Annotated in this window: 21 protein-coding genes; 8 read left to right on the top strand and 13 right to left on the bottom strand. The window is 66.7% G+C overall.

All coding sequences use genetic code 11. The features are described 5' to 3' along the window. The first annotated feature begins 53 nt into the window (after positions 1–53). From proC to ACSQ3M_RS13820, 4 genes are all read left to right on the top strand, one after another. Positions 54–869: a pyrroline-5-carboxylate reductase gene (gene proC / locus ACSQ3M_RS13835; protein WP_436150652.1), complete on the top strand. Its 816-nt coding sequence runs from the start codon at positions 54–56 to the stop codon at positions 867–869. Between the two features lie 69 nt (positions 870–938). Then, positions 939–1,667 carry a TetR/AcrR family transcriptional regulator gene (locus tag ACSQ3M_RS13830; protein ID WP_436150651.1) on the top strand — a complete coding sequence of 243 codons (729 nt, stop codon included), beginning with the start codon at positions 939–941 and terminating at the stop codon, positions 1,665–1,667. Positions 1,668–1,790: 123 nt separating this feature from the next. Then, the gene (locus tag ACSQ3M_RS13825; RefSeq protein ID WP_436150650.1) at positions 1,791–3,752 is read left to right on the top strand and encodes a methyl-accepting chemotaxis protein; all 1,962 of its coding nucleotides are present in this window, start codon (positions 1,791–1,793) and stop codon (positions 3,750–3,752) included. Next, positions 3,746–4,108, top strand: coding sequence for a tRNA-binding protein (locus ACSQ3M_RS13820; protein ID WP_436150966.1), 363 nt, complete (start codon positions 3,746–3,748; stop codon positions 4,106–4,108). Before ACSQ3M_RS13825 ends, ACSQ3M_RS13820 begins: the two co-directional genes overlap by 7 nt. Before the next feature lie 9 nt (positions 4,109–4,117). Here ACSQ3M_RS13820 and ACSQ3M_RS13815 read toward each other — a convergent pair whose 3' ends face one another. Together ACSQ3M_RS13815 and ACSQ3M_RS13810 are read right to left on the bottom strand one after the other, a co-directional pair. Then, a complete protein-coding gene (locus tag ACSQ3M_RS13815) occupies positions 4,118–5,032 on the bottom strand; it encodes a pyridoxamine 5'-phosphate oxidase family protein (RefSeq protein ID WP_436150649.1) in 915 nt (304 codons plus the stop codon). A 4-nt stretch (positions 5,033–5,036) separates the two neighbouring features. Then, positions 5,037–5,660, bottom strand: a complete 624-nt coding sequence (locus tag ACSQ3M_RS13810) for a glutathione S-transferase family protein (protein WP_436150648.1) — start codon at positions 5,658–5,660, stop codon at positions 5,037–5,039. Between the two features lie 98 nt (positions 5,661–5,758). On the opposite strand from ACSQ3M_RS13810, the gene ACSQ3M_RS13805 reads away from it, so the two are divergent. Beyond that, positions 5,759–6,661 (top strand): LysR family transcriptional regulator, encoded by a 903-nt coding sequence (locus tag ACSQ3M_RS13805; protein ID WP_436150647.1) that lies wholly within the window; start codon positions 5,759–5,761, stop codon positions 6,659–6,661. A 3-nt stretch (positions 6,662–6,664) separates the two neighbouring features. On the opposite strand, the gene ACSQ3M_RS13800 is transcribed toward ACSQ3M_RS13805, so the two are convergent. Together ACSQ3M_RS13800 and ACSQ3M_RS13795 are read right to left on the bottom strand one after the other, a co-directional pair. Continuing rightward, complete coding sequence (locus ACSQ3M_RS13800) at positions 6,665–7,357, bottom strand: alpha/beta hydrolase (protein ID WP_436150646.1); 693 nt, start codon at positions 7,355–7,357, stop codon at positions 6,665–6,667. 127 nt (positions 7,358–7,484) lie between these two features. Next, complete coding sequence (locus ACSQ3M_RS13795) at positions 7,485–8,408, bottom strand: transcriptional regulator GcvA (RefSeq protein WP_436150645.1); 924 nt, start codon at positions 8,406–8,408, stop codon at positions 7,485–7,487. Positions 8,409–8,513: 105 nt separating this feature from the next. Between ACSQ3M_RS13795 and ACSQ3M_RS13790 the strand changes: the two genes are divergently transcribed. Next, on the top strand, positions 8,514–8,738 hold the full coding sequence (locus ACSQ3M_RS13790; protein ID WP_436150644.1) for a DUF1127 domain-containing protein: 225 nt from the start codon (positions 8,514–8,516) through the stop codon (positions 8,736–8,738). Between the two features lie 178 nt (positions 8,739–8,916). Here ACSQ3M_RS13790 and ACSQ3M_RS13785 read toward each other — a convergent pair whose 3' ends face one another. From ACSQ3M_RS13785 to ACSQ3M_RS13775, 3 genes are all read right to left on the bottom strand, one after another. Continuing rightward, positions 8,917–10,227, bottom strand: coding sequence for an ATP-binding protein (locus ACSQ3M_RS13785; RefSeq protein ID WP_436150643.1), 1,311 nt, complete (start codon positions 10,225–10,227; stop codon positions 8,917–8,919). A gap of 143 nt (positions 10,228–10,370) precedes the next feature. Continuing rightward, on the bottom strand, positions 10,371–11,096 hold the full coding sequence (locus ACSQ3M_RS13780) for a response regulator (protein ID WP_436150965.1): 726 nt from the start codon (positions 11,094–11,096) through the stop codon (positions 10,371–10,373). A gap of 150 nt (positions 11,097–11,246) precedes the next feature. Then, positions 11,247–11,756 (bottom strand): MarR family winged helix-turn-helix transcriptional regulator, encoded by a 510-nt coding sequence (locus ACSQ3M_RS13775; protein WP_436150642.1) that lies wholly within the window; start codon positions 11,754–11,756, stop codon positions 11,247–11,249. A 183-nt stretch (positions 11,757–11,939) separates the two neighbouring features. On the opposite strand from ACSQ3M_RS13775, the gene ACSQ3M_RS13770 reads away from it, so the two are divergent. After that, entirely contained in the window at positions 11,940–12,830 is an 891-nt protein-coding gene (locus ACSQ3M_RS13770; protein WP_436150641.1) for a branched-chain amino acid aminotransferase, read from the top strand. A gap of 57 nt (positions 12,831–12,887) precedes the next feature. Here the strand turns inward: ACSQ3M_RS13770 and ACSQ3M_RS13765 are convergent, their stop codons facing one another. From ACSQ3M_RS13765 to ACSQ3M_RS13740, 6 genes are all read right to left on the bottom strand, one after another. Continuing rightward, on the bottom strand, positions 12,888–13,973 hold the full coding sequence (locus ACSQ3M_RS13765) for a DUF1176 domain-containing protein (RefSeq protein WP_436150640.1): 1,086 nt from the start codon (positions 13,971–13,973) through the stop codon (positions 12,888–12,890). Then, positions 13,973–14,434, bottom strand: coding sequence for a molybdenum cofactor biosynthesis protein MoaE (locus ACSQ3M_RS13760; RefSeq protein WP_436150639.1), 462 nt, complete (start codon positions 14,432–14,434; stop codon positions 13,973–13,975). Before ACSQ3M_RS13760 ends, ACSQ3M_RS13765 begins: the two co-directional genes overlap by 1 nt. Before the next feature lie 9 nt (positions 14,435–14,443). After that, positions 14,444–14,695, bottom strand: coding sequence for a molybdopterin converting factor subunit 1 (gene moaD / locus ACSQ3M_RS13755; protein ID WP_436150964.1), 252 nt, complete (start codon positions 14,693–14,695; stop codon positions 14,444–14,446). A gap of 26 nt (positions 14,696–14,721) precedes the next feature. Beyond that, positions 14,722–15,345, bottom strand: a complete 624-nt coding sequence (gene pgsA / locus ACSQ3M_RS13750; RefSeq protein ID WP_436150638.1) for a CDP-diacylglycerol--glycerol-3-phosphate 3-phosphatidyltransferase — start codon at positions 15,343–15,345, stop codon at positions 14,722–14,724. A 160-nt stretch (positions 15,346–15,505) separates the two neighbouring features. Then, entirely contained in the window at positions 15,506–17,689 is a 2,184-nt protein-coding gene (gene uvrC / locus ACSQ3M_RS13745) for an excinuclease ABC subunit UvrC (protein WP_436150963.1), read from the bottom strand. A 68-nt stretch (positions 17,690–17,757) separates the two neighbouring features. Continuing rightward, a complete protein-coding gene (locus ACSQ3M_RS13740) occupies positions 17,758–18,150 on the bottom strand; it encodes a RidA family protein (protein WP_436150637.1) in 393 nt (130 codons plus the stop codon). A gap of 202 nt (positions 18,151–18,352) precedes the next feature. Here ACSQ3M_RS13740 and ACSQ3M_RS13735 point away from each other — a divergent pair, with 202 nt between their 5' ends. Continuing rightward, a complete protein-coding gene (locus tag ACSQ3M_RS13735) occupies positions 18,353–18,919 on the top strand; it encodes a hypothetical protein (protein WP_436150636.1) in 567 nt (188 codons plus the stop codon). Positions 18,920–18,962: the final 43 nt, after the last annotated feature.

The raw sequence follows: 18,962 nt of genomic DNA, 5'->3' as shown, positions 1-18,962 counted from the left end.
CGCGCTTGGCGGTTCAGGTCCGTGCGTAACCGCGCATCGACCGGAGAGACGCCATGCCCAGCCCGCTTCCGCAAACCCTCACCCTCGTCGGTGCCGGCAAGATGGGCGGCGCCATGCTGGAGGGCTGGCTGCGCATTGGCGTGAAAGGGGCGGGGATCACGCTGATCGACCCGCATATCTCGGATGACATGCAAGCCCTCGCCGCTGCCGAGGGCATGGCCGTCAATCCCGCCGCCGCGGCGCCTGCCGAGGTCGTGGTGCTGGCGACCAAGCCGCAGATGCTCGACACGGCCGCGCCGGCCGTCCAGGCGCTGATCGGCCCGAAGACACTGCTGATCTCGATCCTCGCCGGCAAGACGCTCGGCGACCTCTCGGCCCGCCTGCCCAATGCCGGCGCGATCATCCGCGCCATGCCGAACCTGCCTGCCTCGGTCAGGCGTGGTGTCACAGCTGCTGCGGCGGGCAAGGGCGTGAGCGACGTACAGCGGCAGCTGGCGGATGCGCTGCTCGCCGGGGTCGGCAAAGTCGAGTGGCTCTCGGATGAAGGGCTGATCGATGCCGTCACCGCCGTCTCGGGCTCCGGGCCGGCCTATGTCTTCAACATGGTCGAGTGCCTCGCCGCGGCCGGGACTGCCGCCGGCCTGCCGGCAGATCTCGCCGAGCGGCTGGCGCGCGCTACGATCGAGGGCGCCGGCGAGATGTTGTTCCAATCGCCCCTGCCGCCGGCGACATTGCGCCAGAACGTGACCTCGCCCGGTGGCACGACGGCTGCCGCGCTCGAAGTGTTGATGGCCGACAACGGCCTTGCGCCGCTGATGCGACGCGCGGTCGCTGCCGCCAAACGTCGCGCCGAAGAGCTTTCCGGCTGAGGCGGCCTTTCAAGTGCCGGGGTGACGCCCTAGCTTCTCTCCTATCAGTTCGCGACAGGAGAGACCCCGATGGCGCGCAAACCCGTTTCACCGGACGCCGAGAAACCCGCCGCGAAGCCCGATCCGCGGCGCGCCGTGGTCGATGCCCTGTTCCGGCTGGCCGCGACGCAGAGCTGGGGCGAGATCGAACTGCCGGCGATCGCCCGCGAAGCCGGAATCAGCCTGGGCGAATTGCGTGGGCTCTTCCCCTCCAAGCTCGCGATCCTCGGTGGCCTCGGCCGCATCCTCGACGACGCCGTGCTGGCGGGCAGCTCCGACGACCTGGCCGAGGAATCCTATAAGGAGCGCGTATTCGATCTTGTGATGCGCCGGCTCGACGCGCTGGCGCCCTACAAGGCCGGCCTGAAGGCGCTGATGCCGCATCTGCGGCGCCAGCCCTTGGCGCTCGCCGCGCTCGGGCGCAACTCCGCGAATTCCTGGCGCTATCTGCTGGCTTCGGCCGGAATCCCGACCGAGGACGATCTCGGCTCCGTCCGTGTCAGGGGGGCGACGCTGCTGATGGCGCGCGTGCTCGACACCTGGCTGGAGGATGACGAGCCCGAGCTGTCACGCACAATGGCGAAGCTCGACCGCGAGTTGAAGACGGCAGGTCAGATCATGGCGCGCGTCGAGGATGTCCACCGGCTGACGGCGCCGCTGCGCGGGCTCGCCCGTTCGCTTTGCTCGGGCGTCCGGCGCACGCCGCGGCGAGAGCGCATGCGCGGCGAGGAAGGTGACGACTACGCCCCGGCAATTTGAGTGCAATCACTGGTTGCGATAGGCAACTTGTGATTGTGGCAAAATCGTGGCATCGTTAAGCAGGCATTAGCCGTTTCTTGCGAATTTCGAGAATCACGTTCGCAAGGGGCGGCTATGTCGTTGATGAAGAAGCTTACTGCGCTGTCGATCAGCCGCTCATTCGGGCTAGTCGCGATCTTGGCTGCGGTCGTTACGGTCGCGAGCGTTGCCGTGACGCTCCGGCAGGCACGCATCGACATGCTCGACCTCAAGCGGGCCGAGGTGAAGAATGCGGTCGAGGCCGCAGCCTCCACGGTGAACGCCTACGTGGCGAAGGTGGAGAAGGGCGAACTCAAGGACGCCGACGCGCAGAAGCTCGCGCTCGACGCGATTGCCAATGCCCGCTTCGACGACGGCAACTATTTCTTCGTCATCCGTTATGACGGCACCAATATCGCCCATGCGAACGCGAAGCTGGTCGGCACCGACATGTCGGCGCTCAAGGACCCGACCGGTAAGCTCTTCGTCAAGGAACTGACCGACACGGCGCGGCTGAAGGGCGCCGGTTTCGCCGACTACATGTGGGTGAAGGGCGGCGACAAGGACCCGTCGCCGAAGATCTCTTACGTGGCCGGCGTGCCGAAATGGCAGTGGGCGATCGGCACCGGCATGCACGTCCACGCCGTCGACGTGGCCTTCTACGGCCTGATCAAGGACGTCGCGATCGTGCTGGTGCCGCTGGCACTGCTGCTGCTCGGTCTGGTCGTCGCGCTGAGCCGCCGCGCTTCCGGGATGCTGCGTGCGATCGCCGGCAATATGAGCGCGCTGGCGGCCGGCGACCTCAAGGCACCGATCGCCTATCAGGAACGCCAGGACGAGGTCGGCAGCATGGCTCGCGCGCTCGTCGTCTTCCGTGACGCGGCGCTGATGAAGCAGCAGGTCGAGACCGAGAAGGCCCAGGCCGAAGCCGATGCGGGCGAGCAGCGCCGGGCTGCCGATACGCAGCGCAATCTCAATGAGGCGCAGCGTGGCGAGGAGGCGAAGAAGCAGGCCGTCGTCGTCGATGCACTCGGCGCCGGGCTGGAGCGCCTGACCGAGGGCGATCTGACCTACCGCATCGAGGCTTCCTTCAGCGCCGAATATGCCAAGCTCAAGAACGACTTCAACGCGGCGATGGTGCATCTCGAAGAGACGATGCGCCAGATTGCGACCAACACCGAGAGCATGAAGGCCGGTGCTGGCGAGATCAGCCAGGCGGCCGACGACCTTGCCAGCCGCACCGAGCAGCAGGCCTCCTCGGTCGAGGAGACCGCGACCGCGCTTGACCAGTTGACCGCGACCGTGCGCCAGACCGCCGAGGGCGCGCGCCAGGCCAGCCTCGCCACGAGCCAGGTCAAGGGCGAGGCCGAGCAGTCCGGCGAGATCGTCCGCGATGCGGTCGCAGCGATGGGCGGTATCGAGAAATCGGCCGAGGAAATCTCGCAGATCGTCGGCGTCATCGACGAGATCGCCTTCCAGACCAACCTGCTCGCGCTCAATGCTTCGGTCGAGGCGGCACGCGCCGGCGACGCTGGCAAGGGCTTCGCGGTGGTCGCCTCCGAGGTCCGGGCGCTGGCGCAGCGTTCGGCCGAGGCGGCCAAGGAGATCAAGGGCCTGATCACCGCCTCATCCATCGAGGTCGAGAAGGGCGTGTCGCTGGTCGGGCAGACCGGCAGCGCGCTCGGCCGCATGTCCGGCGAGATCACCCGGGTCACCTCGCTGGTCGCCGAGATCGCCTCGGCCGCCCAGGAGCAGGCGACCGGGCTGCAGGAGGTCAACACCGCGGTCAACGAGATGGACCAGGCGACCCAGCAGAATGCCGCCATGGCCGAGGAATCGACCGCAGCCTCGCAGGCACTCGCCCAGGAAGCCGACAGGCTCGCGGCGCTGGTCGGGCGCTTCCGGCTCAGCGGTGACGTGGTTGCGTTGAAGACGATGGCGGGCAAGATGGCAAAGGCTGCGGCGCCTGCGCCGCGCCCGGCGAGGGCCGCCGCGCCCGTCCAGACTCATGGCAGCGCCGCACGCAAGGTCGCCAATGGCGGCGATCGCGGCTGGGAGGAATTTTGAGCGAGCCTACCGAGATCGCCGCAGAGATCGGCTTCGATGATTTCCTGAAGGTCGACATCCGTGTCGGCACCATCGTCGAGGCCGCTCCCTTTCTCGAAGCGCGCAAGCCGGCGATCAAGCTGGTGATCGATTTCGGCGGCACGATCGGTCGCAAGAAATCATCGGCGCAGATCACCAGGCACTACCGGCTCGAGGACCTTCCGGGCCGGCAGGTGCTGGCGGTGGTGAACTTCCCGCCGCGCCAGATCGGCAAGTTCATGTCGGAGGTGCTGACCCTCGGTGTGCCGGACGCGGATGGCGAGGTCGTGCTGATCGGCCCCTCGCTCGACGTGCCCAAGGGCGGGCGCCTCTACTGAGGCCGCCCGTCAGGCGGCCTCGTGGCTCCGCCAGGTCCCGGTCGCCAATGTGGTCGGCGCCGGCTCGGGCTCGGCCCAGCGCAAGGGCAGTGCCGCCTTGCGCCGCCAGGCGCGCGTCACCTCGATGTGCATGAGACGTCTCGCGCCATCGAGCCCGGCCAGCTCCGGCCCGCCCCAGACGATCTCGGCCGTGCCCTGCAACTGCAGCAGGTCACCCTTGGCAAAGTCGATGAAGAGCAGGGCTGTCGCCGGCTCGCGCAGCAGATTGCCGAAGGTGTTGAAATAGCTGTTGCCGGCGAAGTCCGGCACGGTCAGCCGTCCGCCCTCGACCCGGACGAAGCCCGGCCTGCCGCCGCGATGCGAGACGTCGAGCCCGCTTTCCGAGCCGCTGGCGATGAAGAGCGTGTCCGAGCGCAGGATCAGGTCGCGGGCCGCGCCATCCAGGCTGGTGAGTTCCTCGGCTGCAGTGCCGGCTGTGGTGGGGGCGAACGCATGCTGCCTGAGCTGGATGTACTTGGCGCAATTGCCGAAGCTCTGCGTCACGGCGATCCGGAGCGCGTTGCCGTCACGCTCGCTGATGATGCCGTTGGCCCGGTTGCGACGGCGTGTGCGCAAATCGAGCCCGAGCAGGCCGATCGGCGCCCCCGCGCTCAACGCGGCATTGGCCGGATCGTCAGGGCCGGGCAGGGCAGCGATGGCGAGCGCATTCGGCGCCGGGCTCGTGACGAAGCCTTCCGGCCCGGTGAGGATCGTCGCGATCGGCTTGCCCCGCGCATCGCGTCCCGCCGCGAAGAGGTAGGGCAGCAGCGCGAAGAAATCGCGGTGCTGGTCCGGCATGAAGTCGCGGATGCCGGCCCCGCGCGAACTCTCGCCGGCACGTGCCTGCGCCTCGAGCTCGCCTTCGTGGAACGGAGAGGCGTCCATGACGTCAGCCTTTCACGGGGATGGGTGATGGCGGGATCGGCTTGAAGAAGGGCAGGGCCTCGATACGTGCGATCCAGGCCCGCACTGCCGGATAGGGATCTAGCGGAATTCCGCCTTCCGGCGCGTGCGCCACATAGGAATAACAGGCGAGGTCGGCGAGCGTGGGGTGTTCGGCGGCGAGGTAACTGCGGCCAGCGAGATGCTCTTCCATGAAGGCGAGCAGCCGGGCCGCGATACGCTCGGCCCGCACCGGATCGTCGGGGAAGCCGAACTGCGCGATCATCCGGGCGATCGACGGACCGTGCATGACCTCGCCCGCAGCGATCGAGAGCCAGCGCTGCACCTGCGCGGCGGCGACCGGCTCGGCCGGAAACCAGTCGCTCTGTGGTGCGTAGCGCTTCGCCAGGTAGACCAGGATCGCATTGCTGTCGGCCAAGGTGAGATCACCGTCCTGCAGCACTGGAATCTGGCCGAGCGGGTTGAGCGTCCGGAATGCCTCGCTACGGCGGACCTCGGCAGGGGCCGGAACGAAGTCGAAATCGAGACCGAGCGCGCGCAGCAGGAGCTCGACGCGATGGGTATGGCCCGACAGGGCGGTGCCGTGCAGCGTAATCTTGGCTTGGGTCATCAGGGCCTCGCTATTGAGCAAGGTGGATTGTGATTGTTTCAGAAATCGAGCGATAGCTGATAGGTTGGCAAATCAGAATTCCCTCTGATGGAACGATCATGGATCGTCTCGACGAACTCGCCATCTTCGTGGCGATCATCGACACTGGCAGCCTCGCCGGCGCGGCGCGCCAGCTCCGGCGCTCGCGGCCGGCGGTGACGCGGGCCCTCGCAGCGCTGGAGGAACGCGCCGGCGTCAGGCTGATCGCGCGCACCACCCGGCAGTTGATGGCGACCGAGGCGGGCAGGGAGCTCGCAGCCTCGGCCCGCAACATCCTCGCCGAGTATGACGCCTCCCTCTCGGGCGTAACCGCGGCGCCGATGCGCGGCCTGATCAGGATCACCGCGCCGCTCGCCTTCGGGCGGCGCCACGTCACGCCGGTCGTGGCCGACTTCCTCGACTTGCATCAGGAGATCCAGATCGAGCTGGTGCTGGCCGACCGCAATCTCGACCTGATCGAGGAGGGCCTGCATCTCGCGGTTCGGATCGGCGCCTTGCCGAGTTCGCGACTGGTGGCGCGCAAGGTCGGCGAGGTCCGGCGCGTTCTGGTCGCCGCGCCGGCCTATCTGGAGCGCCGCGGCATGCCGATGCGGCCGGCCGATTTGGTTGACCACGACACCATCGCCAGCATCGCTGCCGGCCAGACCATGCTCTGGCGCTTCGCCGGCGGCGCGCGCAGCGCAACTGTGACAGTAACGCCGCGCCTGATCGTCAATGAGGTCGAGTCGGCGTTGATCGCGGCGCGCTCCGGGCGCGGGATCGCTCGCGCTTTGTCCTATCAGGTCGCTCCGGATCTCGAGGCCGGCACGCTGGTGCGGGTGATGCGGGAGTGGGAGCCGCTGGCCGCACCGGTTCAGCTCGTCGTGCCGAGCGGGCAGCACCTTCAGCCGAAGGTGCGTGCCTTCCTGGATTATGCCGCCAGCCGGCTGCAGCAGCTGCCAGTCATCAGGCCCGAGCACTGAAAGTCAGCGCAGCGACCCTACGAAGCCGGTGATCGCCGAGACGACGGCGCCCTCGCGGCCAATGAAGCCGTGATAGGCGCGCGCCTGGCAGGGATCGCCTGTGGAGGTGCCGCCGTCGATCCAGAGCAGGCGGGCGCGATTGCCGGTCCATTGCTGGAAGGCGATAGCGGACTCCGGCAGCGTCACGCGGCAGCTGTCCTGGCGATGCTGGATGATCAGCGTCGGCGGCAGGCCGGCGGGATCGCCGAGCGAAGGCTTGGCGGCATCGAGCATGGCCGAGGCGAAGACGATTCCGTCGGGCCGGGCCGAAAGCGTGCCGGGCACCTTCAGCGCGCCGCGGCTCATCGCGACGACGACGACGCGCGGCGCGATGGTGCGCATCAGCTCGATCGCCTTGTTCGGATCGGCGCCGCCATCGAGCGTGATGCTGGCGATGCCGCTCCTGGCATAGGCGGCGCGGGTCCGGACGATCCAGTTGCCACTGCGCTCGACGCTGCCGTCGCCGCCGATGCCGATATAGCCGTCGCCACCGGTCAACAGCACGACCCCGGCGCGAGCCTTGCCGGCTGGCTTGTTGAGCAGGGCCTTGCCGCCACCGAAGAAGCCACCGAGCTCGACCACTTCCTCCGCTGTGGCGGCGCAAGGCAGCAGCGCCAACAGCGCCGAAAGCAGCAACCGTCTCATCATCGCGATCATCGACTTCCCCCCTTGTCCATCGGCTGGCCGATGCGTCGTTTCCGATCATGAGGAGCGCAGCGCCCGCGCGCCAGCCCCATTTGGGGGCAAGCGCATCCGGGCAGCGCCTTATCGCGGGTTTGAATGGTCAGCGCAGGTTCGCATACTTGGCGGCCTCTTCATGGATCCAGCCGCGGAAGGCGGCGATCGCTGGCCGCTCCGCGACTGCCTCGGGGCAGACCACATAGTACTGAGAGCCACCGGGCAGCTGCTGCGGGAAGGGGCGGACGAGACGCCCGGCTTCGAGATAGTCGCCGATCAGGGCGCTGGTGGCCAAGGCGACACCCTGGCCGGAGGAGGCGGCCTGCAAGGCAAGAAAGGTGTGCGAGAAGCGCGGGCCATGCGTCGCGTCGATGTCGTCGACGCCGGCGAAGGCGAGCCATTGCCGCCATGTCACATATTCCGGAATGCCTTCGGCCAGTTCGTGCAGCAAGGTGTGATGGCGCAGGTCCGAGGGCTGGCGCAACGGTCGCTCGGGATCGCTGAGAAGCGACGCGTTGCAGACGGGGAAGAAGGTCTCGGTCATCAAGAGTTCCGAGAGCAGGCCGGCATAGGCACCCCGCCCATAGCGGATTGCGACATCGACATCCTCGCGGGCGAAATCGGTGAGGTGCAGCGAGACCGAGATGCGCACTTCCAACTCCGGGTGACGCTGCTTGAGCGAGCTGAGCCGCGGGATCAACCAACTCAGCGCGAAGCTCGGCATGGTGCTGACCGTGATCACATTGGCCGCGTCGGGCCGCAGCGCCCGGGCCGTAGCCTCGTCGAGCTGGTCGAGCAGTAGCGAGATCGAAGCGGCATAGCGCTGGCCGAGCGCGGTCAGCGCGACACCCTTGCTCGGCAAGCGCGTGAAGAGCGGACGGCGAAGCCAGGCTTCGAGAGTCTTGATCTGCTGGCCGACCGCGCTGGCGGTGACGGCGAGCTCATCGCCGGCGCGCTCGTAGTTGAGATGCCGTGCCGCGGCCTCGAAGGCACGCAGCGAGGTCAGGGGCGGCAGGTGGCGGCGGATCATGGCATGGCCAAGTTCTGCTTGGGCTAAGGCAAAGAACTTCTCATTTGCTTCAGAGCGCTGCAACCCCCAAATTCTTGGGCATAGAACTTGTCAAAGGAGGCCGCCATGTCGGCCATGACCGCCACAGAAAATCTTTCGTTCTCCGCGACGCAGCATGCTGCGCACGGACTCACCGGCCTGTTCCTGCGCTTCGAGGACTGGCTCACGCAGCGGGCCAGCGCACGCACGCTCTACAGCATGGACGATCAGGCGCTCTCCGACATCGGCTTGTCGCGGAGCGACGTCGAGCGGGTGAACGACACGGCTCGCAAGGCCCTGTGGCACCACTAGCTCAGCCCGTCATTCCGGGGCGCGCCGAAGGCGTGGGCCCGGAACCCATGAACACCGACCTCCATCGCAAAGACGTGGCAATTGCTACGTCCTTTGGGGAAGCGTCGTGTTCATGGGTTCCGGGCTCTTAGCTGCGCAAAACCCCGGAAAGACGGCGCTGCTCCGTGGGCCAGCCCTGTCAGACCGGCAGCCTGACCGTCGCGCGCAGGCCGCCCAGCGGTGACTCGCCGAGGATGATGTCGCCGCCATGCGAGCGGGCGATGTTGCGGGCGATGGCGAGACCCAGGCCCGTGCCGCCACCATCGACATTGCGCGCCTCATCTATCCGGAAGAACGGCTTGAACACGTCCTCGCGCAGTTCCGGCGCGATGCCGGGGCCGTCATCATCGACCATGACGATCAGATAGCGCGCGTCATGGGTGGCGCGGATGGCAATACGGTCGCCGAAGCGCGCGGCATTCGAGACCAGATTGGTGAGCAGGCGCCGGATCGCATCGGGCCGGACCACGACCAGAGGGTCGCCGATGACGGTGAGCTCGGTCTGGTGGCCCTGCCGCTCGGCGTCGGCCTTGAGCGCCTCGAGCAGCGCGCGGATATCGGCCTCGACCGGCGCCTCGCCGGCATCGCCACGGGCGAAGGCGAGATAGTCCTCGAGCATCCGGCTCATCTCGTCGACATCCTTCTCGAGCGCTTCGAGATCGGGCGAGCGTTCGAGCAGAGCGAGGGAGAGCTTGAAGCGGGTCAGGATGGTGCGCAGGTCGTGGCTGACGCCGTTCAGCATCATAGTGCGCTCGCCGATCGAGCGCTCGACACGGCGCTTCATCTCGATGAAGGCGTTGCCGGCACGGCGGACCTCGCTCGCGCCGCGCGGCCGGAAATCGGCGTCGCGGCCCTTGCCAAAGGCCTCGGCGGCGTCGGCGAGGCGCAGGATCGGCCGGATCTGGTTGCGCAGGAACAGCACCGCGATGGTGAGCAGGATCAGCGAAGTGCCGATCATCCAGAGCAGGAAGATGTGGCTGTTCGAGGCATAGGCCTGGCTGCGGCGGGTCAGCACCCGCATCACGTCCTTGCCGAGCTTGATGCGGATCTCGATCAGGCTGGAGCGCCCGACCGTGTCGAGCCAGAAGGGGCGCTTGACCTGCTGGGCGAGCTCGGCCGAGAGCGCGCTGTCGAGCAGCGAGAAGAAGGGCCGGGGGCCGGGCGCCGGCAGGTCGGTGTCGGGCAGGATCTCGACATCCATGCCGAGCCGATCCTCCGCGATACGGCCGAGGATGGTCGCCTGATCGTCCTGCGGGTAGCTCTCATAGACGTCGATGAGGGTCGATATCTCGGAGGCGACCGCCGAGGAAAGCCGCTGCGTCACCGTCTGCCAGTGCCGCTCCATGAAGACATAGGCAACGACCGACTGAAGCAGCACGACCGGCGCGATGACGATGACAAGGGCGCGCGGATAGAGCCCCTTCGGCATGATGCGCGCGATCGGGCGCATCGACCGGTCCGGCAGGCGCCGCAGCGGCCTGAATACGGCGGAGAGTGCCGGCGCGGCCCTGTTCCAGACAGCCTGCAACCCGGCTGCCGCCCTTGCGACGAGCGGGACGAGACGGCGCCGGAGCGAAGCGTCGGCCATGCCGGTCAGGACCTGTCGACGACGAGGCGGTAGCCGATGCCGCGCACAGTCTGGAGATAGAGCGGATCGGCCGGGTCGCGCTCGATCTTGCGACGCAGCCGGTTGATCTGCACGTCGATGGTGCGGTCGTTGGCGGCTGAGCCCTGGTTGGCGAGCTGCTCGCGTGGGACATGCTCACCAGCGCGCTCGGCCAGGGCAGTCAGGATTTCGCGCTCGCGTTCGGTCAGGCGGATCGATTCCTCGCCCTGGCGGAGCTCACCGCGGGCGAGGCCGAAGACGAAGGGTCCGAAGCGGACATAGTCGGGCCGCATCGGCGCAGCGGGCGCCTCGGGCTGGGCGGTGCGCTTCAGGACGTTGCCGAGGCGCAGGATCAGCTCGCGCGGCTCGAAGGGTTTGGCGAGGTAGTCGTCGACACCGATCTCCAGGCCGTTGATGCGGTCGTTCGGATCGGCACGGGCGGTCAGCATCAGGATCGGCACCTGCGAGCTCTGGCGCAGGCGGCGGGCGAAGTCGAAGCCGTTCTCGCCCGGCATCATCACATCGAGCACCATGGCGTCGAAGACGAGACGGCCCAGCCGGGAATCGGCATCGGCCGCGCTGGCGGCGGTGGTGACGCGGTAGCCATGGTCGCCGAGAAAGCGCGCCAGGAGGTCGCGCAAGCGGCGGTCATCGTCGACCACCAGAACATGCGGGGCGTCATCTGGCACTGGCTTGAGCACGCTGGCCGCCATCTGGGCACCTTTCCCGTCTTCGGCGCTGGCTGAGCGCACCGCTTCGTTCTCCCAGGGTAGCACAGGCCTTCCAGGCAAAGGCCGGGCTTGGTCAAGTCTCAGATAACATTGTCTAACGTTCTGCAACCGCTTGAGCCGGGCGCAACGCGCTCATCGTGGCCCGGCGAGCAGGTCCTGCACCTTCTCGCGCTCGGATGGGTCGATCATGCCCGCCAGATAGCGAGAAATGATCTCACCCGCCTCGGGTCCGATGAGGGCAAGCGCGCCGTTGATGCGCCTGGCCTGCAACTGCGCCAGCCTGACGGCGAGCTCGCGGCCAGTGGCGGTGGCGTGGAGATTGCGCTGACGCTTGTCCTGCGTGCCGGTGCGCGACTCGACGAAGCCGGTCTCGACCAGCTCCTTCAGCACCCGGTTCAGGCTCTGCTTGGTGATCTGCAGGATGTCGAGCAGCTCGGCGATGGTCAGCCCCGGCCGGCGCTGGACGAAATGTAGCACGCGGTGATGGGCGCGGCCGAAGCCGTAATCGGCGAGGATGCGGTCGGGATCACCGACGAAGTCGCGATAGGCGAAAAAGAAAAGCTCGATCAGATCGTAGGGCACGTCGGTATGCGGCGCCTCGGGCGAGGCGGCAGGCGCCGGATGCAATACGGGTGTGCTCACCATCACGCTCATTTTTTATGTCAGCCTTGTTGACATATCTCAGACGGAAGATTACCGGTCAAGCACGCGGGGCGACCGATTATGTCGCGGGCGCCGGTTCTGGCGCAGCATTGATACCGCGCTTGCACGCACTTTGAGCCTGTGGCGGAGTGCCTGCAAGAAAAGCACCTGGAGGACTGTATCATGTCTGTCATTCCTTTCGATCAGCGCGACGGCGTCATCTGGTTCGACGGCAAGCTCGTGCCGTGGAAGGAGGCAAAGGTGCACGTACTCACCCACGGCCTGCACTATGGCTCCTGCGTCTTCGAGGGCGAACGCTCCTATGACGGCGTGATCTACAAGTGCACCGAGCACTCGCAGCGCTTCCACAAGTCGGCCGAGATCATGGATTTCACGATCCCGTACTCGGTCGCCGAAATCGACGCCGCCAAATATCTCTGCCTGAAGGAGAACGGCCTGAAGGACGCCTATCTGCGTCCGGTCGCCTGGCGCGGCTCGGAGATGATGGCGGTCTCGGGCATGAACAATACTATCCACACGGCGATCGCGGTGTGGGAGTGGCCGAGCATGTTCGACATGGCCCAGAAGCTGAAGGGCGTGCGCCTTGACCTTGCCGAATATCGCCGGCCCGACCCGGCCTGCGCACCGGTCCATGCCAAGGCGGCCGGTCTCTACATGATCTGCTCGCTCTCCAAGCACAAGGCGGAGCGCGGCGGCTATGCCGACGCGATGATGCTCGACTGGGAAGGCAATGTCGCCGAGTGCACCGGCGCCAACATCTTCTTCATCAAGGACGGCGTGGTTCACACCCCGCTAGCCGATCGCTTCCTGAACGGCATCACCCGCCAGTCGGTGGTCGATCTCTGCCGGAAGCGCGGCTTCGAGGTGGTCGAGCGCCGGATTCGGCCGGAGGAGCTCGAAGGTTTCAGCGAGTGCTTCATCACCGGCTCGGCCGCCGAAGTGACGCTCGTCTCCGAGATCGGGCCCTACAAGTTCATCACCGGCAATATGGGCAAGGTGATCATGGAGGACTATTCGGACGAGGTCCGGCAGAAGTCCAAGGTCGCGGCCTGAGCCTTAGCGTTGTCCTGATCAAATCCGTCCCGGGTGGCCCTGGCCGCCCGGGATTTTTCATTTCACCGCTTTGTGCTCGCTGCGGAACAGGTTGAGCCATTCGTCAGGCGGCAGGCCGCGGCAGACACTCATCTCGTTCCAACTCGCCAGAACGAAGGCGCGGCCGGTCCAGGCGTAGATGCCGGATGAACCGCAATCGGCCGGGCCTCGGCCTTTGCTGAAGAAATCCATCAGGCCCGAGGCAGGGTCGTAGCTGCTGTTGACCAGATCATCCTGCGGCTTGCCCGACGGCGTCGGGAAGGCGATGCGACGCGAGTTCGCCACCTTGCCCTGCTCGACCAGCCAGTAGCCGGTTCCGATATTGTAGGCGCCGCGATAGCAGACGAGACCGACGAGGTAGCTGCGCGGGCCCATCGTCCAGACGCTGTCATAGCTTTCGGAACCCTCCTCCGCATCGTCGCAACTGTCCGGTGCGGCACGCTTGAGATGGGCGCGTAGCGCGCGGGGCAGCGCCTTGGCGTCCTTCTCGCTCAGCTTGGGCAGGCTGGCCGTCGCCTGTGACGTCACGACCGGCAGAGCCGGTGCAGCGGGCAGCGATGCGGCCGGCTTGTCACCCTTTCGGATCAGCGCTGTCACCGTGCCGAGCCGGCCTTGCTGCTCATCGACGAAGAGCAATGCCGCTACAGCGCCGGCGAGCGAGAGGGAGAATGTCTTGTCGTCGAAGGCGATTCCGAGTTTCGTGCCTTTGCGCGCGGCTACAATCAGCGCTTCGCCATCCTGCTGCGGCAGATCGATTTCGCCGACCTCGCCATCGCTCGAGGTGCCGCCGAATGTCCGCTCCGCTATCGGGAACGCGGCTCCGTCGATCGTCAGCCGGGCCTCGAAGGACTTTTTCAGCTTGGTGTCGCGGATCTGCAGGGACAGCGTCGCGGCATCGACGGGGCCGCCGCCGCGCGCCACCTTGACATAGGAGAGCGTGTCGGCGGCTTCACCCGGCAGAGACAAAGCGGTGCACTTGCGGAGATTGTCGCATCCGGCGACCCAATCCCGAAAAACCTTGCTCTCGCCAGCGCTTCCTTGACCCGCAACGAGGCTCGCGGCCAGCGCGAGGCAGAGACCGGCGACGTGGCGACGCGAGGTCATCAGTTCGAGTCCCAGCGTCTTGCCGCATCGTCGTCATCCGCCTTGGCCTCGACCCAACCGCCGAGCGTGCCGTCGGCGAGGTGCTCGCGCTTCCAGAATGGGGCGCGGGTCTTGAGATAGTCCATCAGGAAGTCGGCCGCCTCGAAGGCTTCGCGGCGATGGCTCGAGGTCGCGATCACCAGCACGATCTGCTCGCCCGGCTTGATCAGCCCGAAGCGGTGGATGGCGACGAGGCCGGAGAGCGGCCAGCGCGCAGCGGCCTCTGCCGCGACGCGCTCGATCTCGGTCTCGGCCATGCCCGGATAGTGCTCGAGTTCGAGCGCGGCGAGGCGGCCGCTTTCGTCGCGGCAGAGCCCGGCGAAGCTGACGACGGCGCCGATGTTCGCGTTGCCACGCGTCAGTGCCGCGATCTCGGCGCCGATGTCGAAATCCTCGCGCTGGATGCGGACGAGCGGCGTCATGGCGCCGGCTCAGCCGCCGGTCATCGGCGGGAAGAAGGCGATCTCGCGCGCGCCGGTGATCGATGTCGCGGGCTTGGCATGGGTCTGGTCGATCGCGGCTCGCACGATCGCCTCGTTTTCGAAGGCGAGTTCATAGCCTTCGCCGCGCGTCTTCAGCCAGCGTACCAGGTCGGCGACGGTCGTGGTGCCGGCGGGTGGCGTGACGGTCTCGTCCGTGAGGCCGATGCGCTCGCGCACCCAGGCGAAATAGACCAGGCGCAAGCTGGCAGGCTCGGTGATGGCCGTGTTCATGACGTGCGCTCGTCCTCCTGGACGAGGTGGCGGATGCCGGAATTGAGATAATCCCAGCCGGTGTAGATCGTCAGCAGCGCCGCGATCCACAGCATCACGATGCCGATCTGGGTGTTGTAGGGCAGCACCTTGTCGCCGGCGGGGCCGGCGACAAGGAAGCCGAGCGCGAACAATTGCGCGGTGGTCTTGTATTTGGCGACCTTGCTGACGGGGACGCTGACCTGCAGCTCCGCCAGGAACTCGCGCAGGCCGGAGACCAGGATCTCGCGGCAGAGGATCACGATCGCCGCCCAGATCGCCCAGCCCTTGATCGTCTCGGTATGGACCAGCATCAGCAGCAGGGCGCAAACCAGCAGCTTGTCAGCGATCGGGTCGAGCATGCGGCCGATCGCCGATTGCTGGCCCCAGCTGCGGGCGAGCCAGCCGTCGAGATAGTCGGTGACGGCGGCGACGACATAGATCGCCAGGGCCGTCCAGCGCGCCCAGGCGTCCCAGGGCCAAAACAGCAGCGCGACCAGCGCCGGAATCGCAAGGATGCGGCCGTAGGTCAGAAGGTTCGGCAAGGACCAGGGGCCGCGCCGGCGGATGGCTTCGTTCAGACTTGTCACGACGCTCACCAAAACAGCCCCTTCATGACAGCGTCAACACGCAAGAGTGTGACCCGGCCATTCGCCACACATGTCCCGCACCAAGGACAGCAGCTTCGCGGCGAGAACATGCTCAAATTTGTGAGCTGGCGCGAATTCTCGTTGCTCTGCTGATCTCGACCGAATGAACGCGCTAATGCTCATGGAAATGGGCGTGGACCGCCTTGGCCGTGGCGGCGTTGACACCGGGCGTACGCATCAAATCGTCGAGCTTGGCGCGCTGGATCGCCTTCACCGTGCCGAAATGCAGCAAAAGCGCGCGTTTGCGCGACGGGCCGATGCCCGGAATCTCGTCGAGCGGGTTTGTCTTGATGTCGCGCTTGCGCTTGGCGCGGTGCGTGCCGATGGCGAAACGATGCGCCTCGTCGCGCAGGCGCTGGATGAAGAACAGGGCGGGATCGCGCGGCGGCAGCTTGAATGGCTCGCGGCCGACCATGAAGAAGGTCTCGCGCATGGCGTTGCGATCCTCGCCCTTGGCGATGGCGACGAGCGCGATGTCGGTCATGCCGCATTCGGCCATGATCTTGCGCGCCGCCTCGAACTGCCCCTTGCCGCCGTCGACGATGACGAGGTCGGGGCGGGAGGGGAAGGCGGTGTCGTCGGGCTCTGAGATGTCCGATTCGGGCTCAACCCCTCCCCCTTGTGGGGAGGGGATGGGGTGGGGGGCGTCCCGCTTGGCGAGCGCTGGCAGAATGGATTCGATGGCATCGACCCGGAGGCTGGCAGGGCTGGCGGGTTGCTCTGGCTTTTCGCCCCCCACCCCTATCCCCTCCCCACCAGGGGGAGGGAAAGCGCCTTCGTTGGGAAGCGCTGACGCTGCTCCACTCTCCTTCGCCAGCCGCGAGAACCTGCGCTTCAGCACCTCGCGCATCATGCCGAAATCGTCGCCGGCGATGGTGTCGGACGAGATGTTGAAGGTGCGGTAATGGCTCTTCATGAAGCCGTCCCGTCCGGCGACGACCATGCCGCCGACAGCGTTCGTGCCCATGATGTGCGAGTTGTCGTAGACCTCGACGCGGCGCGGTGCCTTCGCCATGCCGAAAGCTTCGCCGAGCGCGGCGAGCAGGCTCTGCTGGCCGGCATTGTCGGCGAGCTTGCGAGCGAGCGCCTCATGCGCGTTCTTCTGGGCATGAACGACGAGGTCGCGTCGCTCGCCGCGCTTGGGCGTCGCGAGCTCGACCTTGCGGCCGGCGCGTTCGCAAAGGGCCTGCGCGATAAGGTCGGCTTCGGCCAGCTCGTGCGAGAGCAGGACCAGCCTCGGCGGCGGCTTGTCGTCGTAGAACTGGGTGACGACGTAGGCCAGCACCTCGGCCGGGGTCAGGCTCTTGTCGGCGCGCGGGAAGAGGGCGCGGTTGCCCCAGTTCTGCTTGTTGCGGAAGAAGAAGATCTCGACGCAGAACTGCCCGGCCTGCTCGTCGATGGCGAAGACGTCGGCTTCCTCCACCCCTTGCGTGTTGATGTCCTGCCCGGCCTGCACGGCCGAGAGCGCCGCCAGCCGGTCGCGATAGCGCGCCGCCTTCTCGAATTCGAGTTCCTCGGCTGCGGCTTGCATGCGCTTGGAGAGCAGCTCTTTCACCGCCGAGGAGCGGCCGGACAAGAAGGCGCGCGCCTGGTCGGCGAGGCCCTGATAGTCGGCATGCGAGATTTCGCCGGTGCAGGGGCCGGAGCAGCGCTTGATCTGGAAGAGCAGACAGGGCCGGGTGCGATTCTCGTAATAGCTGTCCGAGCAGGAGCGCAGCAGGAAGGCCTTCTGCAGCGCGTCGATGGTGCGCTCCACCGCCCAGACCGAGGCGAACGGGCCGAAATAGTCGCCCTTGCGCTGGCGCGAGCCGCGGTGCTTGGCGATCTGCGGCGCCGGATGGTCGCCCGAGAGGAAGATGTAGGGGAAGGATTTGTCGTCGCGCAGCAGCACGTTGTAGCGCGGCCTGAGCTGCTTGATCAGGTTTGATTCGAGCAGCAGCGCCTCGGTCTCGGTGCCCGTGGTGACGAACTCCATGTTCGCCGTCTCGGCGATCATGCGCGCGACAGCATTGGTGTGCGCCATGCCGCGGGCATAGGCCGTGACCCGGTTCTTCAGGCTCTTGGCCTTGCCGACATAGAGCACCTCGCCAGCGCGATCGAACATCCGGTAGACGCCGGGCCGGTTCGGCAGGTGTTTGGCGAAGTCGGCGATCACCTCGATGCCGGCCTTGAGCGCGCCGGGCGCGGCCTCGCCAGGATCGAGCGCGGCTTCGGGCGGGGGAAGGATGTCCTCCTCGTCCTTGAAGTCCTCGTCCGGCAGCTCTTGCCCCGGTGGCTCTTGGCGTTCGCGATTCATGACCTGCATGTAGGATGCCGCAGGCGCTTCGTCATGTCAGGAGCGCTGCCGAGATTTCGGAGCTGTCTCTAGGCTGCAGCGATGCAGTCGATCTCGATGTCGAACGGCCCGAACCAGACCGGCACGCACAGAAAGATGCGGGCCGGCGGGTCCTTGGGAAAATAGCGGGCATAGACCGTGTTGACGGCGGCGAACTTATCGGGGGAGGTGCAGTAGACATTGCATTTGAGCACGTTCGCCAGCGACGAACCGGCGGTTTCGAGACAGAGCTTCATCTGCTCCAGCACGATCTCCGTCTGGCGCTCGATCGGCGCCTGGACGATCTCGCCAGTCGCAGGGTCGAAGGGCGGCATGCCGGAAACGTACAGCGTGTCGCCATGGCGGACCATCGGCGAGAACGGTACTTTCAGGCGCTCGCCCCAGGCCGAGAACGGCTCGACACGAATGACTTCTCGCTTCATTGGTCTCTCCTGCGTGGCTAGGCCGGCAGGCTAACAGGCACCGCGACGATACGAGAGCACGAACGCTACGGTTCTGACCGAAGTATTCCGGTCCCCAGAGCGGCAGCGAGTGGCAACGACTTCTTTGCCATTCCAGCGGGTTGCGCTTCGGGTTTCCTGCAAGGACCGGTAGAAGCGGGCTCCTCTTGGCCCGAGGCCTGCCATGTCTGCCGATGCCCTGATGAAGGCGGCCCTGTTCGTTCCGGCTTTCATGGCGCTGACCGCGCTTTGCGTCTGCCTGCAGCGGCGACGGGCGCGGAAACATGGCGAGTGGCGCTATCTGACGCCCGGCCCGTATTTCTGGCTCGGCCTGTTCGCCGGCCTGCTGATCACCGCGGTCGCGATGCTGGTGGTCGCAGCTGGGCGCGTCGAGCGGAGTTCGGGCCTGCTCTTCACCAGTGCGTTCGCAGGCATCACCATGTTCCTTGCAGCTCAGGCCTTGATCGAACAGGTGCGCTGGAACGAACAGCGCATCGAGCGTCGGACGATTCTGGGCCGGACAATCTCGCTGGGCTGGTACGAGCTCGCCCGGATCGGCGTGGACTGGACCAGCTATCTCTGGATTTCCTCGTTCGAGGGACCGCGCTTGCGCATCTCGACCTATGACAACGGCTTCGACGAGTTGGCGGCGACGATCCACCAGCATCTGCCGACCGATCTGCCGCCGGCCTCACCCGAACTGGGTGCCGCGCCGATGCTGGCGGAGGCACGGGCGCGCGGGCGGACTTGAGCGCGGCTCTCTGACCTCTTGACCCGGACGCCGTGCCGCCTGC

The organism is Allobosea sp. LjRoot90, assembly GCF_964254315.1.
GTDB lineage: Bacteria > Pseudomonadota > Alphaproteobacteria > Rhizobiales > Beijerinckiaceae > Allobosea.
This window is presented reverse-complemented; position numbering and strand designations above follow the sequence as displayed.